We start from the raw sequence: 22,362 nt of genomic DNA on the forward strand, positions 1-22,362 counted from the left end.
CCATGCCTGCCCGCCGCGCCGTCGACCCCGCCGAACTCCGCAGCGCGCTGCTCGCCGTGGGGCTGTGGCTGCGGGGCGAGGAGGCTACCAAGCCGGCCCGCGCCGAGCTGGCCGCCGCGGTGCGGCTCAGCGCCCGCACGCTCGAGGATGTCGCGCCCGGGTCCAGCGTCGAGGTGCGGGTGCCGCCGTTCGTCGCGGTGCAGTGCATCGAGGGCCCGCGGCACACGCGCGGAACTCCGCCGAATGTGGTCGAGACCGACCCCCGGACCTGGCTGCTGCTCGCGACCGGGCTCTTGGGATTCGACGAGGCGTCAACGGGAGGGGTGCTCACCGCTTCGGGCAGCCGGGCGGGTGAGATCGCACACTGGCTGCCGCTGTTGCGCCTGTGATGCGGGTCGCATCGACGTTGATCCGGCGCACCGAGCGTTGGGGCCTTCGAGTACGGAACGTAGACTGGGCCACGCCCCCCGCACCGAATCCCCTAAGGGAGCGCTTGCCGTGACTCGTGCCGAACTGTCGGTCAACAGTCAGAATCTTCTCGCTACGACCGCACCAGACGAGGACGAGAACGAACCTCGCGAAGAGTGTGGCGTCTTCGGTGTCTGGGCGCCGGGTGAGGACGTTGCGAAGCTGACGTACTACGGCCTCTACGCGCTGCAGCATCGCGGTCAGGAAGCGGCGGGCATCGCCGTCGCCGACGGCGCGCAGGTGCTGGTCTTCAAGGACCTGGGTCTGGTCAGTCAGGTGTTTGACGAGCAGACGCTCGGTGCCATGCCCGGGCACGTCGCCATCGGTCACTGCCGCTACTCCACCACTGGTTCCACGACGTGGGAGAACGCGCAGCCGATCTTCCGCACCACCGCGGCCGGCACGGGAGTCGCCCTGGGCCACAACGGCAACCTGGTCAACACTGCGGAGCTCGCGCAGCGGGCCCGTGAGGCGCGACTGATCAACGACAAGCGCCCCGGTGCTGCGACCTCGGACTCGGACGTCGTGGGCGCGCTGCTTGCGCACGGGGCCGCCGACCGCACCCTCGAGCAGGCCGCGATGGAATTGCTCCCGACGCTGCGCGGCGCCTTCTGCCTGACGTTCATGGATGAGCACACGCTGTACGCGGCGCGTGATCCACACGGCATCCGCCCACTGTGCCTCGGTCGCCTCGATCGCGGCTGGGTGGTCGCCAGCGAGACCGCCGCGCTCGACATCGTCGGCGCGTCGTTCGTCCGCGACATCGAACCCGGTGAGCTGCTCGCGATCGATGCCGATGGCGTCCGTTCGTCGCGCTTCGCGAACCCGGAACCCAAGGGCTGCGTGTTCGAGTACGTGTATCTGGCCCGGCCGGACAGCGTCATCGGCGGCCGTTCGGTGCATTCCACCCGCGTCGAGATCGGCCGGCGCCTGGCCAAGGAACATCCCGCAGACGGCGACCTGGTGATTCCGGTGCCTGAGTCCGGTACCCCTGCCGCGGTCGGCTATGCGCAGGGCTCGGGTATCCCGTACGGCCAGGGGTTGATGAAGAACGCGTATGTGGGCCGCACCTTCATCCAACCGTCGCAGACCATCCGCCAGCTGGGTATCCGGCTCAAGCTCAACCCGCTCAAGGAAGTCATCCGCGGCAAGCGCCTGGTGGTCGTCGACGACTCGATCGTCCGCGGCAACACGCAGCGCGCGCTGATCCGGATGCTCCGTGAGGCCGGTGCGCTCGAGATCCACGTGCGGATCGCGTCGCCGCCGGTGAAGTGGCCATGCTTCTACGGCATCGACTTCGCTTCTCCGGCCGAGCTCATCGCGAACGGCGCCGAGGGCAGCGGCCCGACGACCGACACGTTCGACGAGATGCTCGAGGGTGTGCGCCGGTCCATCGGCGCCGACTCTCTCGGCTACATCTCGATCGACGGCATGGTCGCCGCGACCGAACAGCCTTCGACGCGGCTGTGTTCGGCGTGCTTCGACGGGCATTACCCGATCGCATTGCCGAGCGAGGCGTCGATGGGCAAGAACGTCCTGGAGGGGCTGTTGGAGTCCGCTGCGGGCGCGGCAATGACGCACGAGAACGACAACGCAGACGCCCTCTCGCGGCCGTAGTCGACAGGACGCAGTCGGGTACCCGAGCAACTCCGGTACCGTAAGGACGCAATCGAGGTGACTGCGCGTGTGCAGACGCATGCGTGAACACTGAGATACTGCGTCAGTTGAGACGTTCACCGAGTATCAAGGCTGGAGCCAGAACCCCATGACCGAGCACAGTACCCGCACCCAGGGCGTTTCTTACGCCGCCGCCGGAGTGGATATCGCCGCTGGCGATCGGGCAGTAGAGCTCTTCGCTCCACTGGCGAAGAAGGCCAGCCGCCCCGAGGTCATGGGTGGTCTCGGCGGATTCGCCGGACTCTTCTCCCTCAAGGGCGGCTACAAGGAGCCTCTGCTTGCCGCCTCGACCGACGGCGTCGGAACCAAGATCGCTGTCGCGCAGGCGATGGACAAGCACGACACCGTCGGCCTCGACCTCGTTGCGATGGTCGTCGACGACTTGGTGGTGTGCGGCGCCGAGCCGCTGTTCCTGCAGGACTACATCGCGGTCGGCCGGGTAGTTCCCGAGCGGGTCGCGGAGCTGGTCTCCGGCATCGCCGACGGCTGCATCCTGGCCGGCTGTGCGTTGCTCGGCGGCGAGACGGCCGAGCACCCCGGCCTGATGGCCGACGGTGACTACGACCTGTCCGCGACTGGCGTCGGCGTGGTCGAAGCCGATCAGGTGCTCGGCTCGGACCGCGTCCGACCCGGCGATGTCGTGATCGGCATGGGCTCGTCGGGTCTGCACTCCAACGGGTACTCGCTGGCCCGCAAGGTGCTGCTCGAGATCGATCGCATGTCGCTGACCGGTCATGTCGAGGAGTTCGGCCGCACGCTGGGCGAGGAGCTGCTCGAGCCCACCAAGATCTACGCCAAGGACTGCCTGGCCCTCGCGGCCGAGACCGATGTGCGCACCTTCTGCCACGTCACCGGCGGCGGCTTGGCCAACAACCTCGCCCGCGTCATGCCCAAGGGCCTCGTGGCAGAGCTGGATCGCGGAACCTGGAGTCCGGCTCCGGTATTCGCGATGATCGCGCAGCGTGGTCGTGTCGAGCGCGCCGAGATGGAGCAGACGTTCAACATGGGCGTCGGCATGGTTGCGATCGTCGCGCCCGAGGACGTCGACCGCGCTCTCGCGGTGCTCACGGCACGGCACATCGACTGCTGGACGCTCGGCAGCGTAAAGAAGGCATCAGATTCCGATGCGACCCGCGCGATTCTCCTGGGTGATCACCCACGCTTCTGACACCTGGCTTACCGTCGGCATCGTCCCCGGTCCCGTTTGGGGCCGGGGACGATGCCGCTTTTCAGGTACTACGGGCGCGGAGGAATTCGACAACCACCAAATGAGGGGGAGCCGTCGGGCTCCCCCTCATTTCATGGTTTTCAGGTGACGTCAGTACGACAGTCAACGACGCCAGTCGTCGTAGTCGTCCTCGTCCCAGCGCGAGCGAGGATCCTCGTCGGTGCGCTTGTCCGCGATCACTCCGCCATTGCGGGGCGAGCTCGGTGCACCACCGTTCGAGAGCTCTCGTTGCAGGCTGTCGAAATCCGTGGACGGTGAGCTGTACTTGAGCTCCCGTGCAACCTTGGTCTGCTTTGCCTTAGCCCGGCCGCGGCCCATGGCTGACCCCCTCGCGCTTTCGCGGGGCGGCCTGGGGAATTTGGCGGCCCCGCGTGAGTGTTGATGTTTTCCTGACTCACACTCTAGCGTGCAAAAGTCGCTTCCGCCTCCATGCGGCGCTCACCGAGGTGTCTGATTTGTCTCAGCACCCCAGTGAACAGCAGTAATGCATGATGTGTGCTGGTTAGAACACACCCGGGACGGCGCGTATCGTGCCCACGCGGGCACCGCCACCGAGGACCGGCTGCGATGCGAGTGCCGCGTGGTCCTCGGACCACTCGACGCCGAGGCGATGCAGCAGTGCCGCGGTCAGGGGCAGCCGAGCCCGGTCGTGCCCGTCGTCGATCTTGAACGCGAAGGCCGTCCCGTCGGGCAGCGCGCCGGCGTGGACGCCGTCGGCGCCGGCCTTGCACAGCAGTCCGGGCACGGCGGGCATGAGCCGGGCGTCGTCGCGGCCGGTGCCCGACACCAGATGCGGGCTCTGCCGGATAGCGTCGGCCACCGAGCGTTCCGGGGTCCCGGGCGAGGCGGTCACCAGCCGGCCGAATGCGCGGGCGAGGTTCGTCAGCGACACCGGGATGATCGGCAAGCCGCAGCCGTCGATGCCGAGTTCGGTCTCCGGCTCGCCGCTGAGTTCGGCGATGGTCTCGATCACCACGCGTTGCAGTGGATGGGCGGGATCGAGATAGGTGTCCATCGGCCAGCCGTTCGCGGCGCACGCGGCGAGCATGGCGGCGTGCTTGCCGGAGCAGTTCATGAAGACCGCCCGCGGCGGCCGGCCGGCGGCGAGGACCTCGGCGCGGGCGAGCTCGTTGGCAGGCAGATCCGGCGGACACAGCAGCTGCGTCTCGAGGAGTCCGCAGTGGGCCAGGATCTCCTCCACCAACTCCACGTGCGCGGCCTCGCCGTCGTGGGACGCCGACGCGATCGCCAGCTGCTCGGCGCTCTCGGGGACGAAGCCGCTGCGCAGCAACGCGACCGCCTGTAGCGGCTTGTTCGACGACCGCGGGTAGATCGGGGTGTGCACCTCGCCGAGCGTGAAGGTTGGCGTGCCGTCCGGCGCCAGCACCACGAGCGACCCGCGGTGCACGCACTCGCGGAATCCGGAGCGAACGACCTCCACCAGTTCGACACTCACCTACGACACCTGCGCTTCCAGTTGATGGAGAGATTTGCGGACCCGCGCCTCGACCGTGTCCGCCAGGTCGGTCTGCGCGGCCAGCAGAGCTGCCAGGCGCGTGGAATCGTCGCCGACGAACACGTCGCGGACGGTGACTCCGTGGGTGGGCGCCGACACGATCTCGACGGCGTCGCCGGCCCGGAGATGACCCGGCGTGAGCACCCGCAGATACGCCCCGACGTCGGCGCGTTCGGTGAACCGCTTGACCCACCGCGGTTCGCCGGCCCAGTGCGCGAAGGTGCCGCACGGCACGCGCGGGCCGGTGACCTCGAGTTCGACGGTCCCGATCCGCCAGCGGGTTCCGATCACGGCGTCGGTGGCAGGGACACCGGATACGCGCAGGTTCTCACCGAACCACCCAGCGGGCAGGACACGGCCGAGTTCGTCGGCCCAGCGGTCGGACTCCTCCTGCGAGTAGGCGTACACGGCCTTGTCGCGGCCCCCGTGGAACTGGGTGTCGCACACGTGGTCTCCGGTCACCCCAGCGGTGTCGACGCGCACAGGGCCGTTCAGGGGCCGCTTGTCGATCGCGGTCCGCGGTGCCCGTCTACTCGGGGCGTCCCGGTCGGCGAAGACCACGCACACCGCCTCGAGCCGGCCCGTCACCCGCGTCCGCGCAGGCGGTCGACGGCGGCGCGGCCCGCCTGCACCTCGTCGTGGTGCGGCACCGAGTCCGGGTCGATCGACGCGGCGCAGGGACCGGCGACCAGCGCCGTGTCCACCGGGACGGTCCGCCTTACCAGCGCCAGCGCGATCGGACCCCACTCGTAGTGATCGACGACCGTGCCCAGGCGCCCCACCGTGCGCCCACCCGCCGTGACGTCCTCGCCCACCTCGGGGCGCCCTTCGGCAGATCCGTCGAGGTGCAGCAGCACTAGGTGCCGCGGTGGTTTGCCGAGGTTGTGCACGCGCGCCACCGTCTCCTGTCCCCGGTAGCAGCCCTTGTCCAGGTGTACGGCGCCGTGCTCGGCGGGACCGCCGATCCACCTCGCCTCGTGCGGGATGGTGCGGTCGTCGGTGTCGAGACCGATGCGCGGGCGGATGGCCGCGACGCGCAGAGCCTCGAACGCCCACGAGCCCGCGGGCCGCGCGCCGGCCGCGGTGAGCGCAGACCACCATTGAGTGAGCGCGGCGCGGGGTATCACGAGGTCGAACGAGTCGGATGTGGGCCACGGCATCCGTCGCAGGAACCCGCCGCCGGGCAGTGGGACCGCCGCGTACGTGCCGGGGAGTTCGGGCAGTCCGAGCGCGGCAAGGATCTCGGGGGAGTCGACGGCCGGGCCGATCAGGCTCGAGACCGCCATGTCGTTGCCATCGCGGGGCTCGGCCTTGGACCAGAACACCATCTTTTTCAGGAAGCTCAGGAGCGCCGGCCCACGCGCGGCCTCCGTGTCGATCCAGGTTGTGCCGCCGAGGTCGGTCTGCACGAAGTGGTGCTCGATCCGGCCGTTGATGTCGAGGCTGAGGTTTTCGGCACTGGCTCCGTCGGGGAGCGATGCGATGTGCTGGCTGGAGATGGTGTGCAGCCAGGTGAGCCGCTCCTCGCCGGCGATCGCGATGACGAACCGCGCGGAACGATCGATCACTGCGACGGATTCGACGGCGGCGCGCTGTTCGGCGAACGGGTCTCCGTAGTGCCACGCGACTCCGGTGTCGGGTGATTCGTCGGGTGGCGGCACGGCGCCGGGCGTGGAGAGCAGTGGACTGGGTGAAACTTGCGAGGTGTCGGCCACCGCCCCATTCTAGGAGCGCCGAGTGACAGGGCCGCGTGATGCAGGGAACTGCTGGTTGTGCCGGGTTCTGGCTAGGGTGAGCGCCATGGCTGAGCAAGTACTGGTCACGCTGGACGGACAGGTGCGGGATGCGGACGTCCCGCACCTGCATGCCGACGATCTCGCGGCGGTGCGCGGTGACGGCATCTTCGAGACGTTGCTGGTGCGGGACGGGCGGGCATGCAAGGTCGCGCTGCACCTGGACCGTCTGGCGTCCTCGGCGGCGGCGCTGGAGTTGCCGGAGCCGGACCGTGCGCACTGGCGGACGGCGGTCGAGACGGCTACACGCGAATGGGGACGCGATCGCGAGGGGCTGATGCGGCTGGTCCTCAGTCGGGGTCGGGAGAGCGGCGGCCCGCCGACGGCGTTCGTGACGGTCGGGCCGGTGGGGGAGCACGTGCTGCGGGCGCGCCGGGACGGGATCTCCGTGATCACCTTGCCCAGGGGTTTCTCGGTCGATCTGTCGCAGGCGGCGCCGTGGCAGTTGCTCGGCGCCAAGACGCTGTCCTACGCGACGAACATGGCGGCGCTGCGGCACGCGCGCGCACTCGGGGTCGACGATGTCGTCTTCACGAGCAGTGAGGGCCGAGTTCTGGAGGGTCCTCGTTCGACGGTGGTGATCGCCCGCGGTAAGACCTTGATCACTCCGCCGCCCGAGCAGGGCATCCTTCCCGGCACCACCCAGAAGGCGCTCTTCGAGGTGGCCGCGGACAAGGGTTACCGGTGCGAGTACGACACCCTTCTACCCATGGATCTCGTTGTGGCAGAAGGTATCTGGCTGGTTTCCAGTGTGACGCTGGCGGCCCGCGTGCATACTCTGGACGGACTCGCGCTGCCGGTCGCCCCGGCGGCCGAGGACGTCGCCTCGATGGTGGACCTGGCGGTGGAGGCGGTGGGTTCCGGTTGGCTGTCGACCGAAAGGTCTACTACATTCCGTAGTAACAATCAGCTGCGGCGGGATACCACCAGCAGTAGCTTTGTGAACAGGGATCGAGCGGACGCCCACGTCTCGATACCGAAGCCTGTCCTACGGGCCGATTTTTCGGAGTAGCCATGGATGTCTTGGATGTCTCTAGGTGGCAGTTCGGGATCACCACCGTCTATCACTTCATCTTCGTACCACTCACGATCGGGCTGGCTCCGCTCGTCGCGATCATGCAGACCATGTGGGTGGTCACCAAGAAGGACCACTGGTATCGACTCACCAAGTTCTTCGGCAAGTTCTTCCTGATCAACTTCGCGATCGGTGTCGCGACCGGCATCGTGCAGGAATTCCAGTTCGGCATGAACTGGAGCGAGTACTCCCGATTCGTCGGTGATGTCTTCGGCGCGCCGCTCGCGCTCGAGGGGCTGATCGCCTTCTTCCTGGAGTCGACCTTCCTCGGGCTCTGGATCTTCGGTTGGACGCGGCTGCCCAAGGGCGTCCACCTCGCCACGATCTGGCTGGCCGCGATCGGGGTGAATGCCTCCGCGTACTTCATCATCGTCGCGAACTCGTTCATGCAGCATCCGGTCGGCGCACGTTACAACCCGGAGACGGGACGTGCCGAGCTGGAGAGCATCTGGGCGCTGCTCACCAACAACACCGCGATCGCTGCGTACTTCCATGCGGTCGCAGGCGGCTTCCTCACCGCTGCGACGTTCGTCGCCGGTATCGCCGGTTGGTGGATGGTGCGCAACATGCGTAAGGCCAAGACTGCTGCTCCCGAGGAGGCGGAGGTCTTCGTCTCCGACGCACGGAACATGTTCCGGCCGGCCGCGCGGATGGGCATGCTGGTGATGATCATCTCGGGTGTCGCCTTGATCTTCACCGGCGACATCCAGGCCAAGCTGATGTTCCAGCAGCAGCCGATGAAGATGGCATCGGCGGAATCGTTGTGTGTCACCGAGACAGATCCGGAGTTCTCGATCCTGACCGTCGGCACGCACAACAACTGTGACAGTGTCACGCACGTGCTCAAGGTGCCGGGCGTGCTGTCCTTCCTGGCCGAGGGCAAGTTCAGCGGGGTGACTCTCCAGGGCGTCGAGGATCTGCAGGCGCAGGCCGAGGCCCAGTTCGGACCCGGCAACTACAGCCCGAACCTGTTCGTCACGTACTGGTCGTTCCGCGCGATGATCGGCCTCGGCGTCGGCTCGCTGGCCCTGGCGCTTGCCGGGCTGTGGGTCACCAGGCGCGGCAGGGTCCCGGACCAGAACTGGTTCAAGTGGTTGTCGCTCATCGCGATTCCGACACCGTTCCTCGCGAACAGTGCCGGATGGGTCTTCACCGAGATGGGCCGTCAGCCGTGGGTGGTGCATCCGAATCCGACAGGCGTAGACCTCATCCGGCTCACCGTCGATCAGGGTGTCTCCGATCATCCGACCGCGCTCGTCGTGACATCGCTGGTGGTGTTCACGCTGCTGTACGGCGCGCTGGGTGTCGTGTGGTTCTACCTGATCCGCCGGTACGCGATCGAGGGGCCGTCGCCGCACGATATGCATCCGCCGGGGCAGGGACCGAAGGCCGGTGGCCCGGGTGAACCGGGCGAGCCGGAAGCCGACGAACAACTGTCGTTCGCGTACTAGGAGACCGTCATGGGATTGCAGGAATTCTGGTTCATCCTCATCGCGGTGCTCTTCGTCGGGTACTTCGTACTCGAGGGGTTCGACTTCGGTGTGGGAATGCTGTTGCCCGTACTAGGCAAGACGGAGAAGCGCCGTCGCGTGCTGCTCAACACGATCGGCCCGGTATGGGACGGCAACGAGGTGTGGTTGATCGTCGGCGGTGGTGCGCTGTTCGCGGCGTTCCCGGACTGGTACGCCACCCTGTTCTCCGGGTTCTATCTACCGTTGCTGATCATTCTGGTGGCGCTGATCCTGCGGATCGTCGCGATCGAGTGGCGCGGCAAGATCGACGACGACAAGTGGAGGGCCCGCGCCGACTGGGGCATCATGATCGGGTCGTGGGTGCCGGCGGTGCTGTGGGGCGTGGCGTTCGCGAACATCATCCGCGGTGTCGCGATCAACGCGGACAAGAAGGTCACGTCAGGATTTTTCGACCTGCTCAACCCGTACGCGCTGCTGGGCGGTGCCACCACCGCGTTGGTGTTCGCGCTGCACGGTGCGGTGTTCATCGCGTTGAAGACTGCGGACGACGTGCGGATCGACGCGGCCGATCTGGCGAAGAAGCTCGCGATCCCGGCCGTGCCGGTCGCCGGTGGATTCGTGCTGTGGACGCAGCTGGCCCACGGTAAGGGCTGGACGTGGATCCTTGTCGCACTGGCCGCGGTCGCGGTCATCGCGGTGGTGTTCCTGACCCGCGCGGAGAGCGAGGGGTGGGCGTTCGTGTTCACGACGGTCGCCGTGATCGCCACGGTGGTGCTCCTGTTCGCGTCGCTGTTCCCGAATGTGATGCCGTCGACCACCGATCCGGCGTACAGCCTCACCATCGAGAATGCGTCGTCGAGTCCGTACACGCTGAAGGTGATGAGTTGGGCGGCGGTGATTCTCACGCCGATCGTGATGATGTACCAGGGCTGGACGTACTGGGTGTTCCGTAAGCGGATCTCCACCAAGCACATTCCGCCGTCGATCGGCTTGTCCCGCAAGGCCGGATCCACGAAGGCCTGATGAGCATCGAGACCGACAGCCCCGCCCGGCCCGATCGGCCGGCGGGGCGTCGGGGTCCGGTGGATCCCCGGCTGTGGAAGTACTCGGCATCGGCCCGCGGCTACCTGATTCTCACGGTGGTGCTGTCGGCGATCAACGTCGCGATGGTGATCGTCTCCGCGGTGCTGATCGGCACGATCCTCGCCGGGGTGATCACGTCCGATCGACGCAGCCTCGCGGAGTGGCGCGTCGACCTGCTGCTGCTGGCCGGTGCCATCGGGGTGCGGGTGCTGGCGGCGTGGCTGCAGGCGCGATACGCGCATCGTGCCGCCAACCGCGTGGTTGCCGAACTCGAGATGGAGGTGCTCGCCGCGGCGGTACGGATGCCGCCGCGGCAGCTCGATCCTCGCCGGGACGACGTAGCAACGGTCGTCACCCGCGGAATCCGTGGGCTCGGACCCTACTTGACGGGCTATCTGCCGGCCTTGATCCTCGCGGCCACACTGACTCCGGCAACCCTGGCGGTCATCTTCTTCCAGGACCTGACGGCCGCATTGATCGTGGTGGTCACGCTGCCGCTGATCCCGGTCTTCATGATCCTGATCGGACTGCTCACCAAGGGGAAGTCGGAAAAGACGCTCGCGACGATGACGCGGTTGTCGTCGCAGCTGCTCGATCTGCTTGCGGGACTGCCGACGCTGCGAGCGCTCGGACGCGAACATGGACCGGTCGCCAGGGTCCGGGAACTCGGCGACGCGCACCGGCGCACCACGATGTCGTCGCTGCGGGTCGCCTTTCTGTCGTCGATGGTGCTCGAGCTGCTGGCGACACTGTCCGTGGCGCTCATCGCGGTCAGCATCGGCCTGCGGCTCGTGTACGGCGGAATGGAGCTCGAACCAGGCATCGTCGCGCTCATTCTGGCGCCGGAGGTGTACCTGCCGCTGCGGATGGTCGGAGCACAGTTCCATGCGGCCGAGGACGGGCTGGCTGCGGCGCACAAGGCGTTCGGTGTGCTCGACGAGGCACCCGGCGAGCAGCGGCCCGGCGCGGTCGCGGTGGCCGCCGGCGGCGCCGTCATCGAGTTGCACGGGCTGAGCATGCGATCCAGGTCCGGGATGGCGCCACACCGGCTGGACGCGACGTTCCGTCCGGGTGAGGTGACGGTGCTGACGGGCGCCAACGGTTCCGGCAAATCTACTGCACTACAGGCGGTTCTAGGTCTCGCCGATCCCGCCGAAGGTGCGGTCCGGGTCGACGGGATCGACGTCGCGGACCTGAACCGGGAACAGTGGTGGGGCCAGATAGCCTGGCTGCCCCAGCATCCGGTGCTGGTGCCCGGAACTCTCTCCGAGAATCTCGAGCTCACCGGTCACGTCGACCGGACAGGCGACGGTTTGCACAATGCCTGTATCGCAACCGGATTCGACGCAGTGCTGGAGGACCTTCCGCGCGGATGGGATACCACGGTCGGGGCCGGTGGCACCGGTCTGTCGCTGGGACAGCGGCAGCGGCTCGCGCTGACCCGGCTGCTGATGTCACCACGCCCGGTGCTGCTGCTCGACGAGCCGACGGCACACCTCGACGAAGCTACCGAGGCGACGGTGCTCACGTCGTTGCGGCGGCTGGCCGAGTCGGGGCGGACCGTCATTGTGGTGGGGCACCGGCCGAGTGTGCTCGCGGCCGCCGATCGGATCGTGGAAGTCGAGGCCCAGCAGTATGAATCGTGACCTGGTGCGGGCACTGCGTCTGCTGGACCTACAGCCGGGGCGGATCCTGCGGGCGGTTCTCGCCGGCGCCGCGACGCTGGGGAGCGCGCTGGCACTGGCTGCGTTGTCGGCCTGGCTGATCACTCGTGCCTGGCAGATGCCGCCGGTCCTGGATCTGTCCGTAGCGGTGGTCGCGGTGCGGGCGCTCGGTATCTCCCGGGGAGTGTTCCGTTACCTCGAGCGCCTTGCCACCCACGACGCCGCGCTCCGCGGCACCACCGAGGCGCGCACGCTGATCTACCGCCGGCTCGCCGACGGTGATCCTGCGGCAGCCGCCGGGCTGCGTCGCGGCGATCTGCTTGCCCGCACGGGTGCGGATGTCGACGCGCTCGGTGATGTCGTGGTGCGGGCCCTGATCCCGATCGCGGTCGCGGTGCTCATGGCGCTCTCGGCCGTCGCGCTGCTCGCGCTGATTTCCCCGGCCGCGGCCGGGGTACTCGCGATCGCGTTGCTGGTGTCGGGTGTGCTCGCGCCCGCGCTGTCCGCGCGCGCGGCCCGACTTGCGGAGTCCGAGAGTGCCGCAGCAAACGCGCGATTCAGTGAGGCCGCGGTGACCGCCCTCGATCACGCCGCCGAACTTCGGGTGGCCGGCCGTCTCGAAGGCGTCCTCGCCCGGGCCGCCGCGGCGGACGACGAGGCCGTCCGCGCGACGGACCGGGCTGCGATGCCGTCGGCGTTCGCGGCCGCTGCGACGCCGCTGGCGATCGGTGCGAGTGTGATCGGTGCGCTATTGATCGGCATCACGCTGTACGGCCCCGACGGCGGTGCGTCCGGCGCGATGACGCCGATGTCACTGGCGATCCTCGTGCTGGTGCCGCTGGCCGCATTCGAGGCTACCGGGGCATTGCCGGCGGCGGCGGTTGCGCTCACTCGCGCGCGAATCGCATCAGGCCGCATCCTGTCGCTGCTCGACCGCGCAGATACGCCGATGCCGGAGGGTGCCGAGGCGCCGTCCGGCCCCGGACATGTCCAGGCGCGCGGCGTGCGCTGCGGCTGGCCCGGCGGGGAGAAGGTGACCGCTGCGCTCGACGTGGATCTGCCGCCGGGCGCGCGGGTTGCGGTCGTGGGCGGCAGCGGTACCGGCAAGACGACGCTGCTGATGACGTTGGCGGGTCTGCTGCCGCCGATCGACGGAACGGTGACGGTCGACGGCGTGCCGGTCGGGCAGTTGGTGCCCGACGCGCTGCGCCGGGAGGTCGGGTTCTTTGCCGAGGATGCCCACTTGTTCGACACGTCGGTGCTCGAGAATCTGCGCGTAGCCCGTGGGGACCTCGACGAGGACGGCGCGGTGACGGCGCTGCACGCGGTGGGGCTGGGCGACTGGGTGGAGCAGTTGCCGGAAGGCGTCCACACCTCGTTGGGCGGTGGGGCCCGCGCGGTTTCGGGTGGGCAGCGACGACGGCTGTTGCTCGCGCGGGCGCTGGTGTCGCCGGCGCGGGTGCTACTGCTCGACGAGCCCACTGAACACCTCGACGCGGCAGACGGCGCCGCGATCCTGCGCGAGCTCCTGGACCGGGGCGGCGCACTGGTCGACGGTGACCGGACGGTGGTGGTGGTCACCCATCAGCTGCCGTCCGGAACTCATGCCGACCGGATCGTGACCTGCACTCCAACGGCGGCTGATGGTAACCGCGAACGGGACCTTGCGGCGCCGTCTCAGCCGATGTAGCGAGAGAGCCGCGCGGAGAAGCGGGGCTCGAGGGGGCCGTCTGCGACGACGCGTTCCTCGACATAGGCCAGGTCGCCGCCCTCGACGATGCCGTAGAGGCGCTTGGCGCCGCCGATCAGCTCACCGGATTGGCTGCGGATCACGACGTCCGTCGCCAGTTCCCACGACGACTGCGTCAGCGCCTGGCCGTAGAACAGCTCGACGACGCCGGAGGCGTGGGTGAGGAGTAGTTCGACGACCTCTTCGTCGACGCTGCCGGGAGTGCCGTCTCCGGCGACGCGCCAGTAGCCGCTCTCACGTTGATCGGGGCGGACGTACTCGCCTTCGGCGTCGAGAACCCAGGACTTCGCTTCCCAGGACAGGTAGTTGCCACCGTCGTGTGAAACCACGATCTGCTGCCCGAAGCGGTAGCCGCCGGTCGCCGGATCGTGACCCTCACCCTCGCCGCGCCACACGCCGACGAGCGGCAGCAGCGCGAGCATTCCGGGATGGAGATCCGGCCCGAGTCGCAGATTCGCGGTGTCCTCGGGCAGAGGGAGATCAGGAAGTACGGGGATGTTTCGCCCCGACGTCTCCTTGGCGCGCTCTACGGCACCCGCGACTGCTCGGTCGCCGCTGCCACGGGCAACGGGCGACTCGGCGCCGTCAGGGTGCGCAGGCTGCGTCTCAGAGCCCGCGTCCCGGTCCTGGCTCACGGCTTGTCGGTGACCAGTCGGTACACGACGTACAGCGAGAACCAGGTGATCAGGATGGCGGCAAGAACCAGGAGAACCTCGAAGAAAATGACCACCGGACCATCTTAGACCGGCCCCCCGGAGGGTCCGAAATCGGCGGACGAATCCGTCGCGTGGGAGGGGATTCGACGGAATCGCGATCAGCGCTGACCTGCGGTAGTACCGTGCTCGCGGGGTCACCAACTGTTCCGCGTTGGGGGAGCACACAGTCGGAGGTATGGATGGGCCGTCGTATGCGCGCGTCCGCGTCGAGCGGTGTGATCGCGGTACTGATGCTGATCGTTTCCGCGGGTCCGTCGGCGGCGGAGATTCGCAGTTCCGGCTCGGTGGGTGCGGACATCGGTAGCGCGAGCGCGGGATCCGAGGGCTCGGCGTCCACCGGCTCCTGGCGGCTCCCGACCAAGAGCTCGGACAACTACGGCGACGGCTGCCCCGACATCTTGGTGGTCGCGGTGTCGGGTGCGACGGATTCGAGTGCCGACCGCGATCCGTTCGACGACAAGCGGGCGGTGCCGTGGTCGAACTGGTTGGCCAACATCACCGTTCCGCTGGGTGAGGCCAATCGGGACCGCCCGGGTGCCGTCGGCTGGATGTATGTCCCGTACCCGTCGACCTACGGCCTGGGCCTGCTCACGGATGTCCCGACCTATCAGGATTCGGTGGCCGCGGGCGTCGCGTCGACCAACCGGATCCTGAATGAGAAGAAGACCCAGTGCGCGGGCGCGACCGAATTCGTGCTGCTCGGGTACAGCGTCGGCGGCGAGGTGGTCGAACGCGTCGCACGCGAGCTGGGCCATCGGGGCCCGTCGGCGCTGGTCACCGCGGACGACATCGCGGGGGTGGCTCTCATCGGTGATCCGTACCGCCCTGCGGGCACGCCGTCACTCGACGGGGCCGGTCCGAGCGGCGGCGGCTTCATGTCGTCGGAGCCGGCCGACTACGGCTCCCTCGAGGGCAAGATCCTCTCGGTGTGCCGTCCCTACGACATCGCATGCGACGCACCACAGCAGATCGCACTGCTCGAGTTGGCGCTCGGTGTCCTCGGTCAGGTGCGGTTCACCCTGCTCGACCCGATCCAGACGGTCGCGGACCTCGATCGGGTGGTGTCGGAGATGCGGGCGCGCACACTCGCGCACATCGCGGCGAGGAGCGGCTGGTTCACCTCCGACGAGTCGCTGCTCGACGTCCTGCGGAAGGTCGCCGACCGCACCTACCGCGACGACGCCGCGGAGGCCGTGACCCCCGAGCAGATTGCGGCGATGGTGGCCTGGATGAACGGGCCTGGCGCCGGAGTGGTGCGTGCGAAGCTCCGTGCCGACGGACCGGGATTCGTCGCGGACAACAGCGGCATCGTCGACCTGATCCTCGGGCCGTACATCCTGCTGGGGCCGCTCCAGCACGCGTTCTATTGGAACGACAATCCCGATGATCCCTGGTACTGGGACAGCGAGCAGATCGTCGACTGGATCACCGAGCTCGCAGGCGGTCAGCCGTCGGGCGCCGGCGGTGCGGGAAGCACGGGCTCGGGCAGTGCCAGGTCGATGAACACCGGTTCGTGACGACCGTCAATGACCGAGGGCCCCGCTCCGATTCGGAGCGGGGCCCTCGGTACGGGTTCGCTACTTACTGACCGTCACGTCGACGGCGTAGACGCCGGCGCTGTCCGGGCTGATCGTCACGTCGCCGTTACCGGAGCTGGAGAGTGCACGCACCTTCCAATTACCGGGGGCCGCGAAGAAGCGGAAGTCGCCCGTCGCGGAGGCGACGACCTCGGCGGTGAACTCGCCGGTGCCGTCGAGCAGGCGCACGAACGCGCCGCCGACGGGCTGGCCGTCAGTGGCCAACACGCGGCCGATGATGACCGTCTCCTTCTCGACGTCGACGCCCGCGGGCAGGGTCTGGGTCTGAACAGGTGCTCCGCACATAACTCTTATGCTCCCAACTCGATCGGTGCGCCGACCAGCGAGCCGTACTCGACCCAGCTGCCGTCGTAGTTCTTCACGTTCTGCTTGCCCAGGATCTCCTGCAGCACAAACCAGGTGTGGCTCGATCGCTCACCGATCCGGCAGTAAGCGATGGTCTCGAGGCTCTCGTCGAAGCCCTTGTCCGCGTACAGCTTTGCCAGGTCGTCATCCGACTTGAAAGTGCCGTCCTCGTTCGCGGTGGTGCTCCACGGGATGTTGATGGCGCCGGGGACGTGGCCGCGCTGCTGAGCCTGCTCCTGCGGAAGGTGTGCCGGCGCAAGGATCTTGCCGGAGAACTCATCGGGGCTGCGCACGTCGACCAGGTTCTTGTTGCCGATAGCGGCGATGACGTCGTCACGGAATGCGCGGATCGAGGTGTCGGGCGCGGCGGCCTTGTACTCGGTGACCGGGCGGGTGACCTCGTCCTTGGACAGCGGGCGGCCGTCCAGTTCCCACTTCTTCCGGCCGCCGTCGATCAGCTTGATGTCCTGGTGGCCGTACAGCTTGAAGTACCAGTAGGCGTACGCGGCGAACCAGTTGTTGTTGCCGCCGTACAGCACTACGGTGTCGTCGTTGGCGACGCCCTTGGCCGACAGGAGCGCGGAGAACTGTTCCTGGTTCAGGAAATCGCGTCGGACGCCGTCCTGTAGGTCCTTGCGCCAGTCGAGGCGGATCGCACCCGCGATGTGCCCACCGTCGTACGCGGAGGTGTCCTCGTCGACCTCGACGAAGACGGTTTTGGGGGCCTCGAGGTTCTGCTCTGCCCAGTCTGCGGAGACCAGGACATCGGAGCGAGCCATGAATTGTCCTTTCGGTTTTGGGACGGTGGTGGTGTGAAAACTATGGGGTGCAGCGGATTACAGTCAGGCTGCGGGTGAGGTAGCGGGTCCGCGCAGCCGGCTCACCAGCGGGTAGATCTGGCAGCCGAGGCAGATCCCGAAGGCCGCATTGAGGAGTGCGGCGAACAGGGCGAAGCCGGTTGCGATCCCGCCGACCAGGCCGGCTCCCAGCAGGAAGCCCACGGTTCCGGTGACTGCGAAGACCAGGCCGACCAACTGTGCAAAGCGCAGTGGCGCAACGGGTTCGAGATCGACAGTGGGGCTCAGTCGCGGAGCGACTGCCGCTGCGTACAGCTGCCCGTACGGGCTGCGGCGCGGGCCGAACGCCGCGCCGATCGCGAAGACGACAGCCTGGACGGCCAGTAGTAGTCCGGCCGCGAGCGTCGAGATGCTCGAGAGAATCAGCACGGCGACCAGGACTGCGGTCGTGATCCATGCGGCGAACCGTGGACCGCGGACGTCGACCTGCTTGGTCTGAAAGGTGGGTGTGGACATCTGGAAGTGCTCCTGCGAGTTACCGAGTGCCGACGCGGCAAGGACCGGATTCCGGGGCATTGCCGATCACGGACAGGGACCTTCAGCGATAACGCTGGGGAGAGAAGATTTCGACCGTCTGCGTGATCAACAGCAGGGACAGCAACAACCACCGAGGCGGCACAGATCCACTGTGCGGCGACGGGTGAGCATCAGCTCATGGTTGGCGTACACGTGGTGCAGCGTACCTGCTTTTTCAGGATTTGGGTCCCCCGAATTCGAGAATCGGTTTCAGGGCCGCTTCCAGATCGGCCGCCGACGGAACTCCGGAGATCCGGAACCGTTCGCCGAGGGCGGCATCCAGGATGAATGTGGTGGGTAGGGAGAGGACTCCGAGTGTCTTTGCAAGAGAGGGGTATTCGTCGATATCGAGTTCAACCTCGGTGATTGTCGGCAGGGTGGACTCACGGCCGTCGAGCTTCGTGAGCACCTGGCCGACCACGCGGCGCACGGCGGCGCACGGGCCGCACCAATCGGCCGAGAAGTGCAGGACGATGGGTCCGTTTCCCGGTGTCACGCCGGCGGCTTCGAGCAGCGCCGTGCGCTCGTCATCCGGCGTGCCCGTCGGAGCGGGGGCGCTCACACGCACCTTGCCGGCTCTGCTTCGCAGGACGATCCCGACGGCGAGGGTGACGGCGAGTGCGATGACGAGAATCGTGATTGCAGTCACATCGACGCCTGCAGCTCGTCGAGGTTGACAACGACGTTGTTGCTGGACCCCTCGACCACGATGCGGGAACCCTCGGCGTACACGTCCGTGGGCATGACGCCGAACGGCAGTTCCTGCCGGTCGATGGTCTTGGTGAACAGGCCGAGGACCCCCTGCTTGAGGGGCCCGGGCACGGTGGAGTCGGCTTGGCCCTCATGGCCGACGGAGAAGTCGGTCGCCACGATCATCACCTGCTCGCCACGCAACATCAGCGCGGCCTGCACACTCACCGACGTCTGAATCGGTCCGACCGGCACGGTGCCGGTCAGGACGATGCCGCCGGTGGTGGGGGAGCCGGAGCCGCCGGAGCCGCCGGTGCCATCGGACTTGCTGGCTGGGGGTGCGGAAACCTGCAGGTCAGGGATGCCGAGGAACTTTCCCAGGTCGGTGGCGTCGATCATCATGCGGCCGTCGAGATGGTCCACCGGCACCGCGCTCACCGATCCGTCGAGCAGTGTGGATGTGGGGATCGTCACGCCGTTGAGGGTGGCCTCGATCGTCACCTCGCCGATCATGTCGTTCGGGACCTGTTGCGCCCGGATCTCGATGTTGTCGTACTTCCCCTTCCAGGCCTGTGTGAGGAATGGAAAGCCGTGGATGGTGACCTCCGGGTCGGCGGGGAGGGAGCCGCCGTCGCGTAGCGCACGAGAGACCCGGAATTCGGAGTAGGCCGCCGCTCCGAAATCGATGACGACGGCGAGTCCGATGAGGCACACCAGGCCGATGATGAGTTTGCGCACCACATCATTCTTACTGGGCACCATCGATGCCGGTGCGACGGTACGGTGTGGAATCGCGCTAATCTGTCCCCGAACATGAACGTCGGTCCACTCGGTGTCGGCCCCTCCGCCGGCATTCGCGGCGCAAGAGAGGGAGGTTGAGTGGAGCTCCTGCTTCTGACCTCCGACCCAAATCCGGAGACAGTCCTGCCTTCGCTGGCGCTGTTGTCACATACTGTCCGACCTGCGCCGACGGAAGTGTCCTCCCTGCTCGAGGCGGGGTCCGCGGATGTGGCGCTCGTCGACGCCCGTACCGACCTGGCCGCCGCGCGGGGTCTCTGTCGCTTGCTCGGCAGCACCGGTTCCGCAGTGCCCGTGGTCGCGGTTCTGACCGAGGGCGGACTGGTGGCCGTCAACTCCGACTGGGGTCTCGACGACATCCTGCTGCCTGCCACGGGTCCGGCCGAACTCGACGCACGTCTGCGTCTGTTGGTCGGGCGCAACGGAGGTGCGGCCAGCCCGGAATCGGCAGGCAAGATCACGCTCGGTGAACTGGTGATCGACGAGGGGACATACACCGCGAGATTGCGGGGTCGTCCCCTCGATCTGACTTACAAGGAGTTCGAGCTTCTCAAGTACCTGGCGCAGCACGCGGGGCGGGTGTTCACCCGAGCGCAGCTGCTGCAGGAGGTGTGGGGATACGACTTCTTCGGCGGTACCCGCACCGTCGACGTCCACGTTCGACGACTGCGCGCGAAGCTCGGCACGGAGTACGAGTCGCTCATCGGCACCGTGCGTAACGTCGGCTACAAGGCCGTGCGCCCGGCGCGGCCGTCGAACCGGTCCGGCGGTGGTGCACAGGGCGTCAGCGAACCCGACGACGCCGACGAACCCGATCTGACCCCAACGAATGGATCGGCTTACTAGATGGACACCCAGCAGCTCGACTGGATCGATACACCCCCGAGTGCAGTCACGGAGGAGGTGCGCGCGGTGATCGAGCGGGCAGCCGCGCAGGACGGCACCGCGCCGATCTCCGAACAGGCGGTGCATGCCCTCTCTGCGGGCGGCGCGGCGCGGCACCTGGTGTATGTGTCCGACGGCCGGACCGTCGGCTATGCCCAGCTCGAGCCCGGCCACGGTGAGCACCCGGCGATGGCGGAGGTCGTGGTCGACCCGTCGGCTCGTGGTGCGGGTATCGGTGGCCGGCTCGTGACCGAGGTCTTGCAGGTCGGCGGACCCGGCACACGGGTGTGGGCGCATGGGAATCTGCCGTCGGCGGTCTCGGTGGCGCAGCGGCTGGGGCTCACCGGAGTACGTGAGCTGCTGCAGTTACGCCGTCCGCTCGCCACCCCCGAACTCCCGGACGTCGTCGTGCCCGCCGGTGTGACGCTGCGCACCTACCGGGGGCCGGAGGACGACGCGGAACTACTGAGGGTCAACTCCGCCGCGTTCGCATGGCACCCCGAGCAGGGGGCGTGGACGCAGCGTGAGGTCGACGAGCGTCGTGCCGAAGCGTGGTTCGATCCCGCGGGCCTGTTCCTCGCCTACCCGGCCGAGGGCGACACCGATCGCCTACTCGGTTTCCACTGGACCAAGGTGCACGCGCCGCAGGGCGGCGCTCCTGCGCTCGGCGAGGTGTATGTGGTCGGCATCGATCCGGATGCACAGGGGCGCGGGCTCGGACGCGTGCTGACTCTGGCTGGTTTGCACTACCTGCGCGACCGCGGGCTGGAGACGGTACTGCTGTACGTCGAGGGCGACAACACGGCGGCGCTGCACACGTACGAGCGACTCGCCTTCGAGCGTTTCCACATCGACGTCGCATACGCCCAGCCGTCCCGATAACGTCCGTTCGTGCACGTTCGGAGGGGGCGCGACGCATCTCGGATGAGGTTTCTCTCGGGAGTTCACCTTCTGTTCACCGAACCGGGTCCAGTTGGCTACCGGCGCCCCCTACCTTTCTGGCCTGGGTGGCATTCAGTCGCCCGGTGCGAGTTCGAGTTGATTCGCGCCTCCCATGCCGCCCGACCCCGGGCGAGACGGTAGCGAACTGCGGAGGACAAGGGTGAACCTCAAGCGAAACGGTGCACTGCTCGGAGTGGTGGCCGTCGGCGCCATGACCCTGGCGGCGTGCGGCAGCGACAACAACGCTGCATCGTCCTCGGTCGATACATCGGCATCGACCGCCGCGTGCGACGGCAAGGAGAAGCTGTCGGGCGCTGGATCGTCTGCGCAGAAGAATGCGATGGACGAGTTCACCTCGACCTACATCGCGGCCTGCCAGCAGAAGGGCAAGTCCGTCAACGTCGCCTACAACCCCAGCGGATCCGGTGATGGCCGCACGCAGTTCATTGCCGGTCAGATCGACTTCGCGGGCTCGGATTCGGCGATCAAGGGTGATCAGGCCGCGCAGGCCAAGGCCCGCTGCCAGGGCAACGACGCGTGGAACCTGCCGCTGGTGTTCGGCCCGGTCGCGATCGCCTACAACCTCGACGGTGTCGACAATCTGGTGCTGAGCGGCGAGACCATCGCCAAGATCTTCAACGGCGGCATCACCAAGTGGACCGATCCGGCGATCGCAGCGCTCAACTCCGGCGTCAAGCTCCCCGACGAGAAGATCAACCCCGTTGTCCGTTCGGATTCCTCCGGCACCAGCGACAACTTCCAGCAGTACCTCGAGGCCTCCTCGAACGGCGCGTGGACCGCTGGCGCGGGTTCGGACTTCAAGGGCGGCGTCGGCGAGGGTGCGAAGGGCTCGGCCGGTGTCGCACAGGCCGTCAAGTCCGCACCCGGCTCGATCACCTACGTCGAGAAGTCGTTCGCCGATCAGCAGAAGCTGCCGTCCGCTCAGATCGACACCGGCGCCGGCCCGGTGGAGCTGTCGCAGGAGACGGCCTCCAAGGCCATTGCCAACGCGACGTTCAAGGGTTCGGGCACCGGCGACCTCACGCTGGACCTGAAGTCGATCTACGGCACCAAGGAAGCCGGCGCCTACCCGCTGGTGCTCGCGACCTACCAGATCGTCTGCTCCAAGGGCTACGACGCCCCGACCGCCGCAGCCATGAAGTCCTTCCTCACCAGCGCTGCCAACGAGGGCCAGCAGACTCTGGCGACGCAGGGCTATGTGCCGCTGCCGGAGTCGTTCCGAGCCAAGATCAACGAGTCGATCTCCGCGATCGCCTGATTCGGATTCG

At 67.7% G+C, this 22,362-nt stretch carries 21 protein-coding genes and 1 pseudogene; 12 read left to right on the forward strand and 10 right to left on the reverse strand.

Annotation, left to right across the window (positions count from 1 at the left end):
* The first annotated feature begins 2 nt into the window (after positions 1–2).
* The 3 genes from ERC79_RS15885 (at position 3) to purM (ending at position 3,313) form a co-directional block, all read left to right on the forward strand.
* Positions 3–389 (forward strand): sterol carrier family protein, encoded by a 387-nt coding sequence (locus tag ERC79_RS15885; protein ID WP_131579419.1) that lies wholly within the window; start codon positions 3–5, stop codon positions 387–389.
* Positions 390–498: 109 nt separating this feature from the next.
* Complete coding sequence (gene purF, locus ERC79_RS15890; RefSeq protein WP_131579420.1) at positions 499–2,085, forward strand: amidophosphoribosyltransferase; 1,587 nt, start codon at positions 499–501, stop codon at positions 2,083–2,085.
* Positions 2,086–2,233: 148 nt separating this feature from the next.
* On the forward strand, positions 2,234–3,313 hold the full coding sequence (purM, locus tag ERC79_RS15895) for a phosphoribosylformylglycinamidine cyclo-ligase (RefSeq protein WP_131579421.1): 1,080 nt from the start codon (positions 2,234–2,236) through the stop codon (positions 3,311–3,313).
* Positions 3,314–3,475: 162 nt separating this feature from the next.
* On the opposite strand, the gene ERC79_RS15900 is transcribed toward purM, so the two are convergent.
* The 4 genes from ERC79_RS15900 to ERC79_RS15915 all read right to left on the reverse strand — a co-directional run bounded on the left by ERC79_RS15900 (position 3,476) and on the right by ERC79_RS15915 (position 6,604).
* Positions 3,476–3,691, reverse strand: a complete 216-nt coding sequence (locus ERC79_RS15900) for a DUF3073 domain-containing protein (protein WP_131579422.1) — start codon at positions 3,689–3,691, stop codon at positions 3,476–3,478.
* A 184-nt stretch (positions 3,692–3,875) separates the two neighbouring features.
* On the reverse strand, positions 3,876–4,829 hold the full coding sequence (locus ERC79_RS15905) for an asparaginase (protein WP_131579423.1): 954 nt from the start codon (positions 4,827–4,829) through the stop codon (positions 3,876–3,878).
* Positions 4,830–5,477, reverse strand: a complete 648-nt coding sequence (locus tag ERC79_RS15910; RefSeq protein WP_131579424.1) for an MOSC domain-containing protein — start codon at positions 5,475–5,477, stop codon at positions 4,830–4,832. It abuts the gene before it with no gap.
* Positions 5,474–6,604 (reverse strand): folate-binding protein YgfZ, encoded by a 1,131-nt coding sequence (locus ERC79_RS15915; RefSeq protein WP_131579425.1) that lies wholly within the window; start codon positions 6,602–6,604, stop codon positions 5,474–5,476. Before ERC79_RS15915 ends, ERC79_RS15910 begins: the two co-directional genes overlap by 4 nt.
* A gap of 85 nt (positions 6,605–6,689) precedes the next feature.
* Between ERC79_RS15915 and ERC79_RS15920 the strand changes: the two are divergent.
* From ERC79_RS15920 to cydC, 5 genes and pseudogenes are all read left to right on the forward strand, one after another.
* Positions 6,690–7,544 (forward strand): annotated as a pseudogene (locus tag ERC79_RS15920) (aminodeoxychorismate lyase); the annotation flags it as partial.
* Positions 7,545–7,696: 152 nt separating this feature from the next.
* A complete protein-coding gene (locus tag ERC79_RS15925; protein WP_131579427.1) occupies positions 7,697–9,208 on the forward strand; it encodes a cytochrome ubiquinol oxidase subunit I in 1,512 nt (503 codons plus the stop codon).
* A 9-nt stretch (positions 9,209–9,217) separates the two neighbouring features.
* Positions 9,218–10,252, forward strand: a complete 1,035-nt coding sequence (cydB, locus tag ERC79_RS15930) for a cytochrome d ubiquinol oxidase subunit II (RefSeq protein WP_131579428.1) — start codon at positions 9,218–9,220, stop codon at positions 10,250–10,252.
* On the forward strand, positions 10,252–11,958 hold the full coding sequence (gene cydD / locus ERC79_RS15935; RefSeq protein WP_131579429.1) for a thiol reductant ABC exporter subunit CydD: 1,707 nt from the start codon (positions 10,252–10,254) through the stop codon (positions 11,956–11,958). Before cydB ends, cydD begins: the two co-directional genes overlap by 1 nt.
* Positions 11,948–13,666, forward strand: a complete 1,719-nt coding sequence (gene cydC / locus ERC79_RS15940) for a thiol reductant ABC exporter subunit CydC (RefSeq protein ID WP_131579430.1) — start codon at positions 11,948–11,950, stop codon at positions 13,664–13,666. The genes cydD and cydC overlap by 11 nt, the downstream gene beginning before the upstream one ends.
* Here cydC and ERC79_RS15945 read toward each other — a convergent pair.
* The gene (locus tag ERC79_RS15945; RefSeq protein WP_131579431.1) at positions 13,654–14,361 is read right to left on the reverse strand and encodes an FABP family protein; all 708 of its coding nucleotides are present in this window, start codon (positions 14,359–14,361) and stop codon (positions 13,654–13,656) included. The two genes, cydC and ERC79_RS15945, sit on opposite strands and share 13 nt — an antisense overlap.
* Positions 14,362–14,621: 260 nt before the next feature.
* Here ERC79_RS15945 and ERC79_RS15955 point away from each other — a divergent pair, with 260 nt between their 5' ends.
* A complete protein-coding gene (locus tag ERC79_RS15955; RefSeq protein WP_242676594.1) occupies positions 14,622–15,959 on the forward strand; it encodes a cutinase family protein in 1,338 nt (445 codons plus the stop codon).
* Between the two features lie 60 nt (positions 15,960–16,019).
* On the opposite strand, the gene ERC79_RS15960 is transcribed toward ERC79_RS15955, so the two are convergent.
* The 5 genes from ERC79_RS15960 to ERC79_RS15980 all read right to left on the reverse strand — a co-directional run bounded on the left by ERC79_RS15960 (position 16,020) and on the right by ERC79_RS15980 (position 19,186).
* Entirely contained in the window at positions 16,020–16,325 is a 306-nt protein-coding gene (locus tag ERC79_RS15960; RefSeq protein ID WP_131579432.1) for a DUF1416 domain-containing protein, read from the reverse strand.
* A gap of 5 nt (positions 16,326–16,330) precedes the next feature.
* Positions 16,331–17,164: a sulfurtransferase gene (locus ERC79_RS15965; protein WP_131579433.1), complete on the reverse strand. Its 834-nt coding sequence runs from the start codon at positions 17,162–17,164 to the stop codon at positions 16,331–16,333.
* A gap of 63 nt (positions 17,165–17,227) precedes the next feature.
* Positions 17,228–17,698, reverse strand: a complete 471-nt coding sequence (locus ERC79_RS15970; RefSeq protein ID WP_131581221.1) for a DUF4395 domain-containing protein — start codon at positions 17,696–17,698, stop codon at positions 17,228–17,230.
* A gap of 235 nt (positions 17,699–17,933) precedes the next feature.
* A complete protein-coding gene (locus ERC79_RS15975; protein WP_131579434.1) occupies positions 17,934–18,407 on the reverse strand; it encodes a thioredoxin family protein in 474 nt (157 codons plus the stop codon).
* Positions 18,404–19,186 carry an LmeA family phospholipid-binding protein gene (locus ERC79_RS15980; RefSeq protein ID WP_165497146.1) on the reverse strand — a complete coding sequence of 261 codons (783 nt, stop codon included), beginning with the start codon at positions 19,184–19,186 and terminating at the stop codon, positions 18,404–18,406. Before ERC79_RS15980 ends, ERC79_RS15975 begins: the two co-directional genes overlap by 4 nt.
* Positions 19,187–19,327: 141 nt before the next feature.
* Here ERC79_RS15980 and ERC79_RS15985 point away from each other — a divergent pair, with 141 nt between their 5' ends.
* From ERC79_RS15985 to pstS, 3 genes are all read left to right on the forward strand, one after another.
* Complete coding sequence (locus tag ERC79_RS15985) at positions 19,328–20,092, forward strand: response regulator transcription factor (RefSeq protein WP_131579436.1); 765 nt, start codon at positions 19,328–19,330, stop codon at positions 20,090–20,092.
* The gene (gene mshD, locus ERC79_RS15990) at positions 20,093–21,013 is read left to right on the forward strand and encodes a mycothiol synthase (protein ID WP_131579437.1); all 921 of its coding nucleotides are present in this window, start codon (positions 20,093–20,095) and stop codon (positions 21,011–21,013) included.
* A 220-nt stretch (positions 21,014–21,233) separates the two neighbouring features.
* Positions 21,234–22,352: a phosphate ABC transporter substrate-binding protein PstS gene (gene pstS / locus ERC79_RS15995; RefSeq protein ID WP_131579438.1), complete on the forward strand. Its 1,119-nt coding sequence runs from the start codon at positions 21,234–21,236 to the stop codon at positions 22,350–22,352.
* Positions 22,353–22,362 lie beyond the last annotated feature (10 nt).

The sequence above is a fragment of the Rhodococcus sp. ABRD24 genome, from assembly GCF_004328705.1.
In the GTDB taxonomy this organism is placed as follows: domain Bacteria; phylum Actinomycetota; class Actinomycetes; order Mycobacteriales; family Mycobacteriaceae; genus Prescottella.

Excerpts from the sequence above, each read along its gene's own strand:
- ERC79_RS15885 (WP_131579419.1), top strand. The coding sequence starts at position 3 with ATGCCTGCCCGCCGCGCCGTCGACCCCGCCGAACTCCGCAGCGCGCTG.
- purM (WP_131579421.1), top strand. The coding sequence starts at position 2,234 with ATGACCGAGCACAGTACCCGCACCCAGGGCGTTTCTTACGCCGCCGCC.
- ERC79_RS15900 (WP_131579422.1), bottom strand. The coding sequence starts at position 3,691 with ATGGGCCGCGGCCGGGCTAAGGCAAAGCAGACCAAGGTTGCACGGGAG.
- ERC79_RS15925 (WP_131579427.1), top strand. The coding sequence starts at position 7,697 with ATGGATGTCTTGGATGTCTCTAGGTGGCAGTTCGGGATCACCACCGTC.
- cydB (WP_131579428.1), top strand. The coding sequence starts at position 9,218 with ATGGGATTGCAGGAATTCTGGTTCATCCTCATCGCGGTGCTCTTCGTC.
- cydD (WP_131579429.1), top strand. The coding sequence starts at position 10,252 with ATGAGCATCGAGACCGACAGCCCCGCCCGGCCCGATCGGCCGGCGGGG.
- cydC (WP_131579430.1), top strand. The coding sequence starts at position 11,948 with ATGAATCGTGACCTGGTGCGGGCACTGCGTCTGCTGGACCTACAGCCG.
- ERC79_RS15955 (WP_242676594.1), top strand. The coding sequence starts at position 14,622 with ATGGGCCGTCGTATGCGCGCGTCCGCGTCGAGCGGTGTGATCGCGGTA.
- ERC79_RS15960 (WP_131579432.1), bottom strand. The coding sequence starts at position 16,325 with ATGTGCGGAGCACCTGTTCAGACCCAGACCCTGCCCGCGGGCGTCGAC.
- ERC79_RS15965 (WP_131579433.1), bottom strand. The coding sequence starts at position 17,164 with ATGGCTCGCTCCGATGTCCTGGTCTCCGCAGACTGGGCAGAGCAGAAC.
- ERC79_RS15970 (WP_131581221.1), bottom strand. The coding sequence starts at position 17,698 with ATGTCCACACCCACCTTTCAGACCAAGCAGGTCGACGTCCGCGGTCCA.
- mshD (WP_131579437.1), top strand. The coding sequence starts at position 20,093 with ATGGACACCCAGCAGCTCGACTGGATCGATACACCCCCGAGTGCAGTC.